Annotated in this window: 14 protein-coding genes and 1 pseudogene; 10 read left to right on the top strand and 5 right to left on the bottom strand. The window is 62.4% G+C overall.

Annotated elements, in window-relative coordinates; translation table 11 throughout:
• Positions 1–146: FAD-binding protein (locus A5782_RS26245; RefSeq protein WP_156623995.1), on the bottom strand; the 146-nt coding region annotated here is incomplete at its 3' end.
• Between the two features lie 1146 nt (positions 147–1292).
• On the opposite strand from A5782_RS26245, the gene A5782_RS16595 reads away from it, so the two are divergent.
• Positions 1293–2783 carry an ATP-binding protein gene (locus A5782_RS16595; RefSeq protein ID WP_231986708.1) on the top strand — a complete coding sequence of 497 codons (1491 nt, stop codon included), beginning with the start codon at positions 1293–1295 and terminating at the stop codon, positions 2781–2783.
• 190 nt (positions 2784–2973) lie between these two features.
• Here the strand turns inward: A5782_RS16595 and A5782_RS27330 are convergent.
• The 3 genes and pseudogenes from A5782_RS27330 to A5782_RS16585 form a co-directional block, all read right to left on the bottom strand.
• Positions 2974–3267, bottom strand: a pseudogene (locus tag A5782_RS27330) (tyrosine-type recombinase/integrase); the annotation flags it as partial.
• A gap of 218 nt (positions 3268–3485) precedes the next feature.
• Positions 3486–5978 (bottom strand): hypothetical protein, encoded by a 2493-nt coding sequence (locus tag A5782_RS26240; RefSeq protein ID WP_156623994.1) that lies wholly within the window; start codon positions 5976–5978, stop codon positions 3486–3488.
• Positions 5979–6739: 761 nt separating this feature from the next.
• Positions 6740–7348, bottom strand: a complete 609-nt coding sequence (locus A5782_RS16585; protein WP_067102424.1) for a TetR/AcrR family transcriptional regulator — start codon at positions 7346–7348, stop codon at positions 6740–6742.
• Between the two features lie 92 nt (positions 7349–7440).
• Here A5782_RS16585 and A5782_RS16580 point away from each other — a divergent pair, with 92 nt between their 5' ends.
• The 8 genes from A5782_RS16580 to A5782_RS16545 all read left to right on the top strand — a co-directional run bounded on the left by A5782_RS16580 (position 7441) and on the right by A5782_RS16545 (position 15028).
• On the top strand, positions 7441–8610 hold the full coding sequence (locus A5782_RS16580) for an aromatic ring-hydroxylating dioxygenase subunit alpha (protein WP_067102420.1): 1170 nt from the start codon (positions 7441–7443) through the stop codon (positions 8608–8610).
• A gap of 78 nt (positions 8611–8688) precedes the next feature.
• Entirely contained in the window at positions 8689–9822 is a 1134-nt protein-coding gene (locus A5782_RS16575; protein WP_067102406.1) for a M42 family metallopeptidase, read from the top strand.
• Positions 9823–9973: 151 nt separating this feature from the next.
• The gene (locus A5782_RS16570; protein WP_067102403.1) at positions 9974–10990 is read left to right on the top strand and encodes a GHMP kinase; all 1017 of its coding nucleotides are present in this window, start codon (positions 9974–9976) and stop codon (positions 10988–10990) included.
• Positions 10978–11595 carry an SIS domain-containing protein gene (locus A5782_RS16565; protein ID WP_067102399.1) on the top strand — a complete coding sequence of 206 codons (618 nt, stop codon included), beginning with the start codon at positions 10978–10980 and terminating at the stop codon, positions 11593–11595. The genes A5782_RS16570 and A5782_RS16565 overlap by 13 nt, the downstream gene beginning before the upstream one ends.
• Positions 11596–11603: 8 nt before the next feature.
• Positions 11604–12158 (top strand): HAD-IIIA family hydrolase, encoded by a 555-nt coding sequence (locus A5782_RS16560; protein ID WP_067102393.1) that lies wholly within the window; start codon positions 11604–11606, stop codon positions 12156–12158.
• A 348-nt stretch (positions 12159–12506) separates the two neighbouring features.
• Positions 12507–13457, top strand: coding sequence for a GNAT family N-acetyltransferase (locus A5782_RS16555; protein ID WP_156623996.1), 951 nt, complete (start codon positions 12507–12509; stop codon positions 13455–13457).
• A 203-nt stretch (positions 13458–13660) separates the two neighbouring features.
• Positions 13661–14350 carry a DUF5642 family protein gene (locus A5782_RS16550; protein WP_067102387.1) on the top strand — a complete coding sequence of 230 codons (690 nt, stop codon included), beginning with the start codon at positions 13661–13663 and terminating at the stop codon, positions 14348–14350.
• 27 nt (positions 14351–14377) lie between these two features.
• Positions 14378–15028 (top strand): DUF5642 family protein, encoded by a 651-nt coding sequence (locus A5782_RS16545; RefSeq protein ID WP_067102384.1) that lies wholly within the window; start codon positions 14378–14380, stop codon positions 15026–15028.
• 59 nt (positions 15029–15087) lie between these two features.
• Here A5782_RS16545 and A5782_RS16540 read toward each other — a convergent pair whose 3' ends face one another.
• Positions 15088–15684 carry an alpha-ketoglutarate-dependent dioxygenase AlkB gene (locus A5782_RS16540; protein WP_197694255.1) on the bottom strand — a complete coding sequence of 199 codons (597 nt, stop codon included), beginning with the start codon at positions 15682–15684 and terminating at the stop codon, positions 15088–15090.
• Positions 15685–15778: 94 nt separating this feature from the next.
• Here A5782_RS16540 and arcA point away from each other — a divergent pair, with 94 nt between their 5' ends.
• The gene (arcA, locus tag A5782_RS16535) at positions 15779–16993 is read left to right on the top strand and encodes an arginine deiminase (RefSeq protein WP_067102378.1); all 1215 of its coding nucleotides are present in this window, start codon (positions 15779–15781) and stop codon (positions 16991–16993) included.
• Positions 16994–17005: the final 12 nt, after the last annotated feature.

Here is a 17005-nt window from a genome sequence, read left to right as displayed (position 1 = left end):
AACCCGCCGATGCCGTGGGCGGCCAGGTTGCTCTGCTGACCCGCGTCGACCAGCAGCGTTCGCCGCCGCGCCCGGCCGAGTACCAGACCTGCGCTCAAGCCCGCGGCTCCGCCACCGACGACGACGCAGTCCCATATCGAGTTCATGGCCCGAGCTTGCCTAGAGTTGGCAGTTCGGTCAAACCTGACTTTGGACATGGTCGACCGATATTGAAGTCGGAAGCACACTAGGTTTGATAAAAGTCACGCGTGCCCCTGCCGCCCGCGCTGGGCGCCGCGACCCCCCCGAAAATGTGTGGCTCCCCCGGGGCCTGACTCCGCGCCAGAGGTAGTCAGGATTTTTTTGGCGACGAATATTTGCGCCAGCGACCTACAAGTAACTGCGGCTGACGGCCGCCGACATGCCGTGTCGCCTTGGGTCCGAGTAGGTGTTGTCCTGATCGAGTTGTTTGCTGGCCGCTCTCGGGCGACGGCTTGCAGCGCGCCACGTCGAGTAAGAAAACCCCTACCTAAGTAGGGATTGTCGTTTGAGTGTGTCAACCGGCGGCGGAACCGAGCGCCCTCGCCTGACTAGGCAACTATGTGCACAGCGCTTTATAACAACCAATTTTTGACAACAGAGCTTGTCTCAATAGTTTAAGAAACGCGATCACACGGAGCGTGACAGGAACCCATGGTGGGGCTACAGTCGGATTCGCCAGCGGAAGAAAGCTTAGCCAGATAGCCAAGCGGCTCTGTTGGTGCCCGTGGAGCCTGCCGGAGTCGAACCGGTATCGATGGGTGGCTAGCCAATCTGCATGACCGACATACTTCAGGCCCCACGAGCGCGGAGATCGCATCCGGACGGGTAAAGCAAACACCCGTCCGGGGCGATTCCGGGGACCAGGTTACTTTGACCTGTTCCACAGTCCAGCGTTTCTTCGGCGTGTCCGCCGGAAGTTATCCACAGGCCAGTCGTGGCTCGTCACAAATGTCACAGCAGACGCAATGGCAGCAGGAGACACACCTCCTAGCTGTCTTACCGTGGCCATGACGGGCGCTCGCGTGACGCCAGAGCAAAGCTGAGAGCAAAGTCCTTTCCGGGGCGCTGCTTCGGTTGGAGACAGATCGGCTGCCCCGCCAGTTAACTGCCCAGAGGGCTAAGATCACCTTCCGGCTCTGTTTATTTAAGCCGTAAGCCAATCACAGAAGGCTCTGGCCATCTGACCTGCGAGTTTTCATTTAAGCCGAAACCTGTAACATCAGGCTGCGACGAGAACGCATGCTGTTGCAGCAAACAGAGTGGAGCGGCCCGTGCACACCGGACAGTTGACTGCTGACGAGTTCGCAGGCCTTGTGCGCCAACTCAGCGAGAGGCCAACCGAGACCGAGTGGATTGAGTTCAAGGAAAATATGGCCTTGCCCTCGATAACTGGTGAACGCGTCTCGGGGTTAGCTAACGCTGCCGCGCTTCATCAGCACCCGAGGGCGTATCTCGTCTGGGGGGTGGAGGATCAGAACCACAAGATCGTGGGAACGAGTTTCGACCCCTACACCGCGAAGGCGAAAGGCAATGAGGACCTGATCCCCTGGTTGCATCGCGGACTTGACCCTGACCCCGAGATGACGCTCCACATTGGTGACATCGACGGTAAGCGGATCGTCGTCCTCGAAATCCAGGCCGCCAGCCACGCACCCATCAAGTTTCACGGCGAGGAATACATCCGGATCGGTAGCTACAACAAGAAGCTCCGGGAGAACACCACGATCAATCGACAACTCTGGCGGGCCTTGGACTCGACACCCTACGAGGTGCACTTGGCATCCGCACCAATGGAATCACGCAGAGTCCTCGATCTGCTCGACTACGAAAGCTACTACCGCTTGCAGGGTGCTCAGGTGCCGGCGACGGACGACGTGCTTGAGCACATGGTGAATGACGACCTTGTCGCCGAGGAAGCAACGGGGAGATTCAGCGTCACCAACCTTGGCGCTTTGCTGTTCGCGAATGATCTTCGGGAGTTCCCGTACATCGCCCGCAAGGCGCCACGCGTAATCAAGTACAAGGGCATCAACAAGGTGACCGCCGAACGCGAAGTTGAGGGCCGCCGTGGGTACGCGACAGGCTTCAAAGGACTGGTCGGGTACGTCAACGACCTATTACCACGTAGTGAGCGCATCGACGAGGCGCTCAGGAACGACGTGCACGCCTACCCTCCGACGGCCGTGCGCGAGCTAATTGCCAATGCTCTCGCGCACCAGGACCTTTCGATCAGCGGTGCCGGACCTCTGATCGAAATCTATGACAACCGTCTCGAGATCACCAACCCCGGCGAGCCCATAGTGCGGCCCGAAATGTTCATCAACGCACCGCCTCGTTCCCGAAACGAGAAGCTGGCAACAATGTTGCGCCGTTGCAAGATATGTGAGGAACGCGGCAGCGGCTGGGATCGGATCGGCTTCGAGACGGAGTTCTATCAGCTTCCGGCTCCTGTGGTGCGGGTGGCTTCCAACCACACCGTGGTGACCGTGTCGGGGCACAAGCCGGTCAGGGAGATGACGCCTGATGAGCGACTGCGGGCCGTTTATCTACACGCCTGCCTGCGGTTAGTGAGTGGTGAGCGACTGACGAACACATCGTTGCGAGAACGATTTCGGTTGTCGGAGGCCTACACGTCCACAGTCTCGGCCTACATCCGGGATGCCGTTGAGGCTCGTTTGATCGTGGCAGATGATCCCAATGCGAGCAGGCGGTTGATGCGTTACGTACCGTTCTGGGCAAAAGAGACCGAAGAAGCCATTTGACGCCTGTGCGAGGTGCTACCAAATGGGCCTGGTTTGCCAGCCGGCAGCACCGACCGCGAGACACCCTGCGTGCCGCAGGCGTGCCGCAGCAGATGCAAAACGGGTTGGCGCGGATCAACGCGAGCAACGCGGGGACCTGGGGGTTCGCAATGACACCAACGCACAGCAACACCACAAACGCCCAAGTGGTTTAGTTCGCGTCGAGTAGGTCAGGGGTTCGATTCCCCTTAGCTCCACAGAGTTTGACCAGGTCAGGGCATATGTAGCCCGCTACGGAACTTCCGCCGTCCGCAGTAGCCTGGATTGCCGCATCCAGGCGCACCGCTACGCCATCCAAATCCTCATCGAAGAGATTGGCGTAGATGTCGAGCGTCATCGATGCTTTGGCGTGTCCAAGCATCCGCTGAACTGCCTTCACATTTGCGTGGGCGCTGACCGCGAGGCTCGCTGCCTTATGGCGGAGGCCGTGCGGGGCGATGGTCGGGAAGGCCCCGTCCGTCTCTTGGCACTTTGCGACCGCTGGCCTAAAGACTCGCTGACGCCAGTTGGAGTTCGCAGAACTCCGCCGCGCTGATCCGTGAAGACCAAGTCGTCGCGGCCTTTATCGACCATCAGGGCAGCCAGTTCGTTGGAGGGCACCGCAGGAAACGGGACGGATCGACACTCCCACGACTTTGGTGTACTCCATTCCAGCCTCCAAGATTATGGCGTTTTACCCAGAACTGGAATCTGGGCAGTCACAACGCTATTTAATCCATTAATAATTGTACGGGCAGCATCCAATCCAGCTCCGGCGCGCAGTTGCGTAATTAGCGCGATGACAGCTAATAGAGCCGGAACGACCACAGCGGCAATCTGAGTATAGTTATGCATAGAATAAATTCGCTGTAAATCACGCCAAGTGCCCCCCGCGGCCTTTACCGACCTCAGATCGTAGATAATGCTCAAAATAAAGCTTATGAGCAAAAACTCGCAGCAATGCAACAAAGTCGAATTAACTACGTCCGCATGACCGATAGAGGCGACTGCCGCAGTGATTGCGGCACTCGGAGCCCAGATCGCAGTAAAATGCAGGGCCTTCGCGGGGCCGGTGTCTCCTCGAAGCCTGAAATGGAGGTAGCCAAAAATGTAACCAGTGATCATCCCGCGAATGGCCTCAGCGACAACCACAATAGTAGCGTAGAAGAACCCCCATCCCCACGTGGTAACTCGCGTTATATCAAGCGCAGTGCCGCCAAGTAGGTAGACAATTGGAGCAATCGACAGTACAGCCGCGATTCGCGCGGCACTCTCAGCGTTCGATCTAGCGCCCTCTCTTGGACCGAACGCCAAGAGCCGCGAAGCCTCCTCATGTCGGTAGCTGCCGTCTTCGCTCATGCCTGGTTCGCGTCGGACCAGTCTTAGCAGCGTAAATCGCTCGCCTGGGACCGGGACTGGGCTCGGTACATAAGGCCGCACTGTTAAACGAATTATTACAAGCAGTACCCCAGCTTGCAATAACCATAGTGGGGCCATGACGATAAATGGAGCACTTCCAGTTTCCGACCACGGAACTGCGATGGCCAATAACAACGCAACCATCGCAGACGTCCTGAAGTTCAACGGCTTCACTGGATTAGGCCTTCTTACTCGGCGTTCTGCGGCTGGCAAACGAGAACATTCATTCTTCCGATGTGCCATGACAGCTACAATTCGATTGCAAGGCGACAAGAGTCGGATAAAGGCCTTTCTACGGCTAGTCCATGACATGCGTTCGAGACTTCTGTTGAAATTGGCTGACCAATAAAGTACTAAACCCGCTACGGCGACAAATGGTAGAAACTGGGCCACGAGAATACTACTGGCATAAGCGGTGCTGCCGCCGAGATCGTAAGCAAATTCCCAGACTTTTACCGCTCGGCTGCAGTCGGCTAGTATCGTCGGTGGGATATTCTCATGAGTACCGAGAATTCTATCGAGTTCACTATCGGAGATCGTACGGGGCATGAAATCCGGGTAGACATTTCTTGCAACCGTGAAACCAAATGCCGCCAATATGCCAAAAGTTACTACGGATACCGAGTAACGGATCAATTGCGGATTCGTGTGTTCGTTCGTGATCGAGATGACTGCGGCGGTGCGGTTTATCAATAGTCTCACGCCGATGAATACTACGACGATGAGACATAATGCCGCTGCAACATTAATCAGGCTTACGGCGAATAAGAGGCCATGTGGGTGGTCAGATTTCAAGTCACTTCGCAATTTTCGCGCAAAGCCTGTACATTGCAGCACTAGTTCGAAAACCAATAAAGCGGTAACAGAAATCGTCAGTCCGGCAAGAAAGATTTTCAAGCGGCCGCTTTTTGACGTATCCAATACCGATAGCAGGATAGTCCATCCTGCCAATGGCGTTAAAATAGCGCCGGGGACGTAAAAAGGACAGTGCACAAAGATAGCGGTTGCGCCCATTAGGCTAAGAGCAACTACCAGACCTGCGAGACGCAACAACTCGCGGCGGGTGCCGGTTCGCCTGATAGTGAGTATAAGCAACGCTACAGCGCATATCGCGGCGATTCCAGAGCTTGCGAAACTTATATAAGAAATCGAAATTATAGCGACTGGATCATTGGCATCTTTAGGGAAGGTTACTTGCTTGTTGGCGAGCGTGATTGTAGCTCGCAGAAGAAAAGGTGTTAATAGCCAGACCTTAACGGCAGATCTATTATCGACCGCGTTCCAGGTGTAGGTTATCTTACCGTTGTGCGCGCGAATTTCGTTTGGCTGCGGTGCGGCGCTATTCCCGGCGACGACGTAGTCTTCAACTCGGTTTGATGACTTCAATTGTGGTGGTAACGGCTCTTCGGCTGAAACCGGACCGCCACTATTCGCGGCAAATATAGTATTGTCGACTGCGACAGTGACTGACGTTCTCGCATTGTCTTGACATAGCCAAGGGGCGCGGTGCTGATCGAATTGTGCAGCCGACGAAGCTCCAATCTGACCAAAATGCTCACGAGGCGAACATAATTGCAAAGAAAGTGTCGTAGGATTCTGAAATGTCATGTCGACGACCACGGGACCGAAAACGTGTGGCGCAAATATAACGGGTGGTACGCCAAATGCGGCCTTAATCTCACCATCTTTCCAAACTACGGATTTGAGTAGAAATTGTTGCGGTGGTGCAATACATTCGAGCAGCGCGTCTAGGTTCATGTCAGCGTCCGACTGGCGGGATCCCTCCGTTATGGGTGACGGTGGTTGAGGTGGAATCACGCCGATAGCCTTGACCTCTAGAGTTGTAGTCACGTCGAGCGCCGCATGAGTTAGCGACACCGATGTGCGGAGGTCGGATTCGACGGCGGCCGCCCGAGGGCATTGAAATGATGTGGTCCGGCCTTGCGTACCATATCCCTGGTCCTGATTCGGGTTGTCGATAACATCCCACCCTAGAAAGGCGCCCAGTATTAGGCCCACAACGCCAAGAAGGAAAGGGCTGGGCCACTTAAACGCCGTTGCCAGATTCCGCGTCACGCGTCGCGCAATCTGCAAATTTGATTCCTTTCCGTGGCCGCTAGGCGCCGGTAGGCGACACGGTAACACAGATCGCTTCGCTTTTATTCTTGAATGATTGTGCGTTTCACGTTGCCCTCGGGATAGAGAGCGTGGCTAATACAAAGTCATGAAGCCAAGCTCGCGGAGGCCGCCCGCCGGCCCTCACAACACTCCGATCATCGAGCTATGGCTTGAGCCTTCGAGGTAGTCATATGGCGAGTCGTCAGGAGGTTCCTCTTAAGAACGCAGCGAACCTTGGATGAAGCCGCCGTAGTCGGAGCAGACCTCCCCACACTGCGCGAATGCGGGAAGCGCCGGCGGATCCAACGGCGATGTCGCCGAGGTCTGCCATCATTTCGCACGAACGGTTAGGGGTAGGGCCCGGCACAGTAAGGGAACCTTCCTCAGCCCATAATGTCCACTCAGTGCCCGATAGCGGCATACGCGCGCACCGATGGCGCTATCCAGCCCTCGAGGAACTTTCGCAGCTCGCGTCCGGTGCGCGGCGGGCGGCCCGGGTCCACGATCAGTGACTGCAAGGTGCGCAGCATGATCTCGACCAGTTCATCGAGCCTGCCCCCGGCGAAACCCGCTGCGGCCCAATCGACCTCGAATCGCTGCAGGATCGACCGGCCGAATGAAACGGCCATGTCCGAGGTGACCCCTGCGGTGAACGCGCTGGCCTTGCCGGGCTGGAACACCAGGCTGAGGTACTTGTCGTGCGCGAGCTGCTCGAAGGTGTAGGCGACGCCCTCGACCACCGCCTCGGTGGGATCGGTGATCGAACCCAGGTGCGCCGCAAGCCGATCCAGGAATCCGTCGACGCAAGACAGTGCCGTCGCGCCCAACAGCGCCTCGTGAGTGGGGAAGTACCGGTAAATCGTCTGCCGTGTCACGCCGAGCGTCGACGCGACCTCCGAGACGCTCACGGTCCCGCGCGAATCGATGGCACTGCGCGCCGCGGTCAGGATGCGCGCGACCGCCTCATCGTCGTCGGCCGGGATATCACCCGACCAGCCGTGCCGGCGCATTGCGTGATCGTCGCACACGCCGGGTCCCCGACCTTGACAATACAAACGGTATCCATTGTATGGTCAACAGCAACCATGCGAAGGAGGCCAGGGTGACGCCGATCGACCAGCCGGTGAGCGCCACCGACGAGAGGTTGACGCGGCGGGGCCTGCGGCATGCCTTGGACAAGACGACCGACCTGGCCGAGCGTGAACTGCGGGTGCCGCTGCACTACTACCGCGACCCCAAGATCACCGAGATCGAGGAATCGCAGATCCTGCGCCGGGTGCCGCTGGCCATCGTCCCGTCGGCCCAGGTGCCGAACAAGAACGACTACGTGGTGCGCTCGGTGCTGGGCGATTCGCTGCTGGTCACCCGTGACCGATCCGGGGCCAGCCACGTCTTGCTCAACTACTGCCGGCACCGCGGCGCGATGCCGGCCTGCGGTTCGGGCAATGCCTCGCGATTCGTCTGCCCGTACCACGCCTGGACATACCGCAACACCGGCGAATTGTTCACGGTGCCGGGCAAAGCGGGCTTCGACTCGATGGACACCAAGGACTATGGCCTGGTGGAACTCCCCTCCGAGGAGCGGCACGGCTTCATCTGGGCGGTGCTGACCGCCGACGCGACCATCGACCTCGACGCCCACCTCGGTGACTTCGGTGCCGAACTGGCGCTGTGGAACTACGCGTCCTACGGCTATCACACGCAGCGCGAATTCACCTCCGGCGTGTCATGGAAGGGTGCCCTGGAAGCGTTCGCCGAGGGATATCACTTCCCGTACGTGCACGGCGAGAGCCTCATCGGGCAGAACACCCTGGCCAACACGATGGTCTACGACGAGTTCGGCAAGCATCACCGGATCGGATTCCCCTTCACCTGGATCACCAACGCCGACGCCGACCCCACGGCTTCGCTGGACCCGGTGGCGAACATGGGGGTGATCTATTGGGTGTATCCGAACCTCATCCTGGCCAACAGCCCGGTGGGGGTGGAGATCATCGACATGTTGCCCGCCGGTGACCCGACCCGCTGCACGGTGCGCCACAGTTGGATGGGCCGCATCCCTGCCACCAACGACGAGATGAAAGCGGCCTACGACGCGGTCTTCGAAGGGGTGCATGCGGCCGTGCGCGACGAGGACTTCGCCATGCTGCCCCAATGCGGCGAGGGCGTCCGGCACGGCCAGCACGACCACATGATCATCGGACGCAACGAAATCGCCGTCCAACACATGATCAGGGTGTTCGCCCAGGAACTAGGCGTCGCACTCGGCTAGGGCATCATCTTGGCGTGCGTGGCGTAGCCCCACGCTATCGCGGGTACTGATCCTCTGACCCCCGATGGAGAGGACCTGATGGCGCACCGTGACCGCGATTCCACCGACGAATTGCTGCAAGAGCTTTTGTCGACCTACGGGCCGTGCGGGCAGGAGGACGCGGTACGCGAAGTCATCGCCCGCGAACTGCAACCCGTCGTCGACGACATGTGGACCGACGACGCCGGCAACCTGATCGGGTACGTCGCCGCCAACCCGTCGGCCGGCGACGCCGGGGCGCCCGACCATCGCCACCGCACCGAGGCCATCCCCGGTACCGCGACACGGGTCATGGCGCACATGGACGAATTGTCCATGATCGTCAAGCGCGTAGAACCCGATGGCACACTGCATTTGACGCAACTGGGCACCATGTACCCGGGAAATTTCGGACTGGGCCCGGTCGCCGTGCTCGGCGACAACGAAACCCTCACCGCCGTACTGACTCTCGGCTCCGAGCACACCACCCAGGAAAGCTCGCGAATCTGGGAGACGAAGCCCGATCAGGGCGACCGCTCGCTGGATTGGCATCACGTCTACGTCTTCACCGGTCGCAGCGTCGACGAGTTGACCGCCGCGGGAGTGCACGCCGGCACCCGGGTATGCGTCGACCGCAGCAAGAGATCGGTGGTCGAGATCGGAGACTACGTCGGCGCCTACTTCCTCGACGACCGCGCCGCGGTGACCGCCCTGCTGGGCGCCGCGCACCTGCTGCGCGAGCGCCAACAGCGCCCCGCCGACGACGTCTACCTGGTGTTCACCACCAACGAAGAGATCGGCGGAGTGGGGGGCACCTACGCCAGCGCCACCCTGCCGGGCGACCTCACCCTCGCCCTGGAAGTCGGCCCCACCGAACGCGAATACAACACCACCGTCGCCGGCGGTCCCATCATCGGTTACAGCGATGCGCTTTGCGTCTACGACAAGAGCGTCGCCGACCGGCTGCTGAAAATCGCCACCGACCGCAAGCTGTCACCACAGGCGGCCGCGCTGGGCGCCTTCGAATCCGACGCGTCGCACTCCAAGGCCAACGGGCTGACCGCGCGCGCCGGCCTGCTGTGCCTGCCCACGCTGAGCACCCACGGCTACGAAGTCATCGCCCGGCACGCGATCGACGACATGGCTGCGATTGTGGTCGATTTCGTGCTGGAGCCGGGTCAAAAGAAGTCCTGAAAACGCGACAACCGTGCTGGTCAGCCTGCTAGGCTGGCGACGCTTCAGGACCCCAAACGATGGGATTAGTACGTGGCGGGCGTGGCCTCTCAGAAATCGCCGGCGGAACGCGCGCCGGTCGGCTGAGCGAATCAGTCGAATCCCAATCCCCATGACACGTCCACGAATCCGCGCACGAGCACCGTTGCGGATCTCGTTCGCCGGAGGCGGCACCGACGTGCCGCCGTTCCCGACGACCGAAGGCGGTTGCGTCCTGTCGGCGACCATCGATCGTTACGCCCAGGGATCGCTCGTGCCGCGCACCGACCGCCGGGTCAGCATCGAGTCGGTGGACTTCAAGACCACACACGAGATGACGCTCGACAGCGAGATCCTCTACGACGGCAGCCTGGATCTGATCAAGGCCGCGGTGCGCAGGTTCGGCCGCGACGGCACGGACGGTTACGACCTGGTGCTACGTTCCAGCGCACCTCCCGGGTCCGGGCTGGGCTCGTCGTCGACGATGATGGTCGCCCTCACGGGCCTCCTCGCCGAGCATTACCGGGTGCCGATGGGCGAGTACGAGACCGCCCAGCTGGCGTGTGCCATCGAACGCGATGACCTGGGCATCGCGGGCGGCATGCAGGACATGTACGCCGCGACGTTCGGCGGATTCAACTTCATCGAGTTCACCGACCGGGTGATCGTCAATCCCTTGCGGATCCGTGACGAGACGGCCTTCGAACTCGAACTGAGTCTGCTGCTGTGCTACACGGGCATCACGCGGGACTCCGCACGGGTGATCGAGGACCAAACACGGCGCGCCACAACGGGTTCGGATGACACCCTGGCCGGGCTGCGGGCCCAGAAGGATCTGGCGGTCGCGATGAAGGCGGCGCTGCTGACGGGCAAGCTGAACGATTTCGGTGCGCTGCTCGGCGAAGCGTGGACTCAGAAGAAACGCATGTCGCCCTACATCACCAACGAGCGCATCGACGATCTCTACGAACTCGCGCTGAAGAACGGGGCGCTGGGCGGCAAGCTCACCGGAGCGGGTGGTGGGGGATACATCCTGCTGTTCTGTGATTTCGCCAAAAAGCACCGCCTTATCGAAGCCCTCGAGGGCGCCGAGGCCTCCGTTACCGAATTCGCCTTTGAGAGCAAGGGATTGACAACATGGTCGGCTTGACCGGGCCGGATGTCGTCGCACCGAGTGTGGAATTGGTCCAGCAGCGATTGGCCGAAACCATCGCGGTCAAACAGCAAATGCAGCAGGGCGATTTCGCCGCGCAGACCGTCGAGGTGGCGCGCGTGATCATCAGCTCGCTGCGCGCCGGCGGGAAGGTGATCTTCTTCGGCAACGGCGGGTCTGCGCAAGACGCCGGACATCTGGCCGCCGAACTGATGGGCCGCTTTGCTTTTGACCGTCCCGGTCTGGCGGCGATCAGCCTTCCCGACGCCACAGCGGCGATCACGGCGATCGGCAACGACTATTCCTACGACGAGGTGTTCGCCCGCCAGGTCCTTGCCGCCGGTCGACCTGGCGACGTCGTAGTCGGACTCACCACATCGGGCAACTCTCCCAACGTCGTTCGTGCGCTCGAGGCGGCCGGCCAGGCGGGGATGACGACCGTGACGCTCACCGGCACACGCGGCGGCAAGGTGGCCGACGTGACCGAAATCTGCATTCGGGTGCCGAGCCACGACACCGGACGCATCCAGGAGGCATGCCTGCACCTGGGCCACTCCATCTGCGAGATGGTCGAAGCGGCACTGTTTCCCAGGCCGTCCTGACCTCGACGATGGCCGCACCCGATCTGCGCAAGGTGCGCACCGTGTTCCTGGACCGGGACGGCACCCTCAACGTCAAGGCCGCCGAGGGCGAGTACATCCGATCACCTTCCGACCTGGTGCTGCTACCGGGTGCGGCCAAGGCGGTGGCCGCCCTTAACGCCGCGGGTCTACGGGCCGTGCTGGTGACCAATCAGCGTTGGCTCTCCGAAAAGTCTGCCGACCCAGCACATTTCGCGGCGATTCAGCAGCGTCTGCAAGAACTGCTGGCGAGCGACGGCGCCCGGCTCGACGCCGCCTACCATTGTCCGCACGCGGCGAACAGCTGTGACTGCCGCAAGCCACTCGCGGGGATGTTGGCGCGTGCGGCGCAAGAGCACGATTTCGATGTGACCGAGTCGGTCATGATCGGCGACAGTGACACCGACATGATGGCGGGCAGGGCGGCCGGAACGGCGACGATCCTGCTCCGACCCAGTGGTGAGGCATCCGTCGATACGGACATTGCGGTCGACGACCTGGCCGCCGCCGTCGAGCTGATTTTGAACGCCCGGGCGGCACACTGATGTCTTGGCGGACCGCACACCGGCCTCGAGCCGGGTTCGGGCCACCGCGCGACGATGTGACTTCTTTTCATACCCAGGCGGCCTGTCCTCGGCGCTGCGCGGACCTCGATAGCCCGCATGCGATGCGGCGACTTGCCCCCGCATCCTTGCCGGAGCCGCAACCCTGCTCATAACCTGGGCAACATCGGACCGCATCCAGGAGTCTTCGGGCTGGCGCGGTAGACGACGGCAAGCAGGCGGGCAGGTCATGGCATCACCACGACGCGCAGAACGGTGTCGCGCTGCTGCGGGGGGCGGTTTATAGCGGTGGCCGGCCTGACCGGCGCCGGAGTGGACGAGCTGGCGACGATGGACATCTTCAAGGGATGTCCCGCCGAAGACCTCGCTCCGTTGGCGGGCCGGCTGCAGCCCCTTCGCGCCGCGCCCGGCCAGGTGCTGATGCGGCAGGGGGAGCAGGCCGTCTCGTTTCTGCTGATCTCCTCGGGTACCGCCGAGATCAAACACGTCGGTGACGACGGTGTGGTGATCGTCGAGCATGCGTCCCCGGGCATGATCGTCGGCGAGATCGCCCTGCTTCGTGACATCCCCCGCACGGCGACGGTGACCACCGCCGAACCGCTGACCGGTTGGATCGGTGACACCAGGGCGTTCGCCAGCATGGTGCACATCCCCGGGATCACGCCGCGACTGTTGCGCACCGTGCGCCAGCGCCTCGCCGCGTTCATCACGCCCATCCCGATTCGAGTTCGTGACGGCACACTCCTGTTGCTGCGCCCGGTGCTGCCCGGCGACAGCGAGCGCACCGTGCACGGACACATCTACTTCTCGAGTGACACGCTGTATCGGCGTTTCATGACCCCGCGACTTCCCACCCCGGCATTGATGCACTACCTGTCGGAGGTCGACTACGTCGATCACTTCGTGTGGGTGGTCACCGACGGCAGCGACCCGGTGGCCGACGCGCGCTTCGTGCGCGACGCGAACGACCCGACGGTCGCCGAGATCGCCTTCACCGTCGCCGACGCCTATCAAGGCCGTGGCATCGGCACGTTTTTGATCAGCGCGCTATCCATCGCCGCCGATGTCGACGGCATCGAAAGGTTCTCCGCGCGAATGCTTTCCGACAACGGGCCGATGCGCGCGATCATGGACCGCTACGGTGCCGTCTGGCAGCGCGAAGACATCGGCGTCATCACCACCGTGATCGATGTGCCGCACCCGCGCCACTTGCCGTTTCGGCATGACGAGGCCGAGCAGATCAAGCGCGTGGCCCGGCAGGTGATCGAGGCGGTCGGCTGAGACCGGCGCTGGCGTAGTGCTCCCACCGCGGCCAGTCTCCGGACCATTAGGCGACTTCCGAATCCGCTGGCGAATGCGCTAGCAAGTTTGAGAATGACGTCGTCCTACCCCAGCCGCTACTCGTGTGACGGGAGGTATTCCGACCAGCCCCGGCACTGGCGTGGGGGAGACGGAATGGCGGTGTCCTGTGCTATCAACTCCTCATGCGGCCGTTCGGGATTGGCCCGGCGGTGACTACCGCACTCACGTTGGCCGTCGCCGGGTGCGCTCATTCACCCGCGCCCAATGCGCCGGCCGTTCCGGCAAAATCGCCGCCGAGCAACGCCGCTGCCGTCAACCCCGCCAACATCAAACGGGTCATCCGCGACCTGCCGCCCGGTTACGAGGTGACCACCGGAATCCCCAGCGCCGCCTCCCCGAGGGTGATCTGGAGCCTGGGGGACGACCTGCAGGCCAAGCCGGCAAAATGCGGGACGCTGGCCGACCCCGGGAACGGCCGCGACCAGTCGGCGCAGGGTGTGTCGGGCTCGGGCAGTGGCGGCATCCTCAACGCGGTGGTGGTGGCTCTGCCGGGACCGGTGGACTTCCCGGGGGAGTTGCTCACCGCGTGCGCTCAATGGTCGGAGACCGCCGCGAACACCGTGGTACACGTCCACCTCACCGACGCGCCGCACGTCGATGGTGTCGACACCGTCGGCATGGTGGCCGACGTCAAGTCATCGGTCGAGTCGGGCACTGAAATAGATTCGCGCACCTACACATTCACCGCGTATCTGGGCAACTTCTACGCGTTCACCACGCTGACCACCGATCCAGGTTCAGCGCTTCCGGTGCTGCCACCGAAATTCGCCGCGGATCTGCTCGCCAAAACGGTGTCCACGTTGCGCAGCTGAGCTATCCGCTTGGGTAGATTGGCCACGATGTCCAAGATGTTGCTCGCGGTCGCGGCTGTCTGCGTCCTGGCCGGCTGCTCATCTGCCACTCATTCGGCGAAGGTCGACATCAACAAGGTCGTCGACGTGAAGTCCAGCTTCGGACCCGAGTACAAGGTCAGCGACATCAGCGAACGGGGGATCGATCCCAAACTGCTGGCCGGCCGGAAGCTGCCCGAGGGGTTGACATTCGACCCTGCGAACTGCGCGAAAGTAGCGGCCGGCCCGGACATGCCGCCGGACCTGCAGGGCAACATGTCCGCCCTCACCGCCGAGGGCCACGGTAACCGGTTCGTGGTGATCGCACTGGAGACCTCAAAAGCGTTGCCTGTCAACGATCCCGGGAAGGACTGCAACAAGGTGACCTTCGCCGGCCCCCAGATGCGGGGCGGCGTCCAGGTGGTCGAGGCACCGCAGATCGACAGCACCCGCACGCTGGGCGTGCATCGCGTCATGCAGGCGCTGACACCCGGAGGTCCGCGCACCGGCGAGCTGTACGACTACTCGGCCTCATTCGGCGACTACCAGGTGATCGTCATCGCCAACCCGCTGGTGGTTCCCGATCAGCCCGTCGCTCCGGTCGATACCCAACGCGCACGCGACCTGCTCGTCAAAGCGGTGACCGCGGTGCGTACTTAACGTGCTGGGTCGATGGTGGCGTCCCGCTGCGCCCGGCTTCGCCGCGCTTGCGACCGCCACTAGCGCACGCCGCGCGGGCGGAATTGAATGCTCACCCGGGGCCCGACGGATGCCGTCGTCTTGGGCACGGCGTGCTCCCAGGTGCGTTGGCATGATCCGCCCATCACCAGTAGGTCGCCGTGCGCCTGCGGCAGCCGCAGCGACGGACCGCCGCCACGGCGCCGCATCGCAAAGGAGCGGGTGGCGCCCAGGCTGACGATCGCCACCATGGTGTCTTCAGAACTGCTGCGGCCGATGGTGTCGCCATGCCAGGCCACACTGTCCGAGCCGTTGCGATAGCAACACAACCCCACCGTGGTGAACGGTTCACCGAGCTCACCGGCGTAGATGTCATTGAGCCGGCGCCGCAGTCGGGCCAGCTCCGGATGCGGCGGCTCATCGACCGCCAGGTCGTGAAAGCTCACCAGCCGCGGCACGTCGACCACCCGGTCGTACATCTGCCGGCGCTCCTCGCGCCACGGCACCGTCGACAGCAAGGCCTCGAGCAAGTCATCGGCATCGCTGAGCCAGCCGGCACGGATCTCGATGAACGCGCCGTCACCGAGTTGTCGGCGCTCGGTGTGCTGGAACAGGGAGCCTTGGACCGCGATCTCCACGCGACCGAGTTTATCGCACATCAGTTCGATGGCGCGGGGCGCGCGATCGGCGTGTGGCGGGACGGTGCACCCCCGCGCCGCTACGGTTGACCCCGTGGGTGTTGTCGAGCTAAGCACCAATTCCGAGGTCGGCGCGCTGCGCGTGGTCATCGTGCACCGCCCCGGCGCCGAGCTGCTCCGGCTCAATCCGCGCAACGTTGACCAGCTGCTGTTCGACGGCCTGCCGTGGGTCGCACGCGCGCAGGACGAGCATGACCAGTTCGCCGCGCTGTTGCGGTCCCGCGGTATCGAGGTGCTGCTGTTGTCGGACCTGCTCACCGAGGCGCTGACGCACAGCGGCGCCGCCCGGATGCAGGGCGTCGCGGCCGCCGTCGACGCGCGACGGCTCGGAGTGCCGCTGGCGCAGGAACTTTCGGCATACCTGCGCGGGCTCGAGCCGGCCCGGCTAGCCCAGGTGCTGATGGCCGGCATGACGTTCAACGAATTGCCCTCGGACACCCGGACCGACGTGTCGCTGGTGCTGCGCATGCACCACGGCGGCGATTTCGTCATCGATCCGCTGCCCAACCTGGTGTTCACCCGCGACTCGTCGATCTGGATCGGCCGCCGGGTGGTGATTCCGACGCTGGCGCTGCGGGCCCGAAGACGCGAGGCGTCGCTGACCGATCTCATCTATGCCCATCACCCGCGGTTCACCGGCGTGCGCCGTGCCTACGAGTCGCGCACCGCCCCCGTCGAGGGTGGTGATGTGCTGCTGCTCGCACCCGGCGTGGTCGCCGTCGGCGTGGGGGAGCGGACCACCCCCGCAGGCGCGGAAGCGTTGGCCCGCAGCCTGTTTGACGACGACCTGGCGAACACGGTGCTCGCGGTGCCGATCGCTCAGCGGCGTGCCCAGATGCATCTGGACACGGTGTGCACGATGGTCGACACCGACACGGTGGTGATGTATGCGAACATTGTCGACTCGTTGTCGGCGTTCACCATCCAGCGCACGCCCGACGGAGTCGCCATCAGCGACGAGGCACCGTTCCTGGACGCCGCGGCCAAAGCGATAGAAATCGACAAGCTGCGGGTCATCGATACCGGGCTGGATCCCGTCGTCGCCGAACGCGAGCAGTGGGATGACGGCAACAACACGCTGGCGCTGGCGCCCGGTGTGGTGGTCGCCTATGAGCGCAACGCGCAGACCAACATCCGCATGCAGGACGCCGGCATCGAAGTGCTGACCATCGCCGGATCCGAACTGGGCACCGGCCGCGGCGGTCCGCGGTGCATGTCCTGCCCCGTCGCCCGCGACCTGCTGCCCTAGGACGTCGAAAGT

This window comes from Mycobacterium sp. 852002-40037_SCH5390672 (genome assembly GCF_001665875.1).
Taxonomy (GTDB): Bacteria; Actinomycetota; Actinomycetes; order Mycobacteriales; family Mycobacteriaceae; genus Mycobacterium.
This window is presented reverse-complemented; position numbering and strand designations above follow the sequence as displayed.

Excerpts from the sequence above, each read along its gene's own strand:
- A5782_RS16560 (WP_067102393.1), top strand. The coding sequence starts at position 11,604 with ATGGCCGCACCCGATCTGCGCAAGGTGCGCACCGTGTTCCTGGACCGG.
- A5782_RS16575 (WP_067102406.1), top strand. The coding sequence starts at position 8,689 with ATGGCGCACCGTGACCGCGATTCCACCGACGAATTGCTGCAAGAGCTT.
- A5782_RS16555 (WP_156623996.1), top strand. The coding sequence starts at position 12,507 with ATGGACATCTTCAAGGGATGTCCCGCCGAAGACCTCGCTCCGTTGGCG.
- A5782_RS16545 (WP_067102384.1), top strand. The coding sequence starts at position 14,378 with ATGTCCAAGATGTTGCTCGCGGTCGCGGCTGTCTGCGTCCTGGCCGGC.
- A5782_RS26240 (WP_156623994.1), bottom strand. The coding sequence starts at position 5,978 with ATGAACCTAGACGCGCTGCTCGAATGTATTGCACCACCGCAACAATTT.
- A5782_RS16570 (WP_067102403.1), top strand. The coding sequence starts at position 9,974 with ATGACACGTCCACGAATCCGCGCACGAGCACCGTTGCGGATCTCGTTC.
- A5782_RS16565 (WP_067102399.1), top strand. The coding sequence starts at position 10,978 with ATGGTCGGCTTGACCGGGCCGGATGTCGTCGCACCGAGTGTGGAATTG.
- A5782_RS16585 (WP_067102424.1), bottom strand. The coding sequence starts at position 7,348 with ATGCGCCGGCACGGCTGGTCGGGTGATATCCCGGCCGACGACGATGAG.
- A5782_RS16550 (WP_067102387.1), top strand. The coding sequence starts at position 13,661 with ATGCGGCCGTTCGGGATTGGCCCGGCGGTGACTACCGCACTCACGTTG.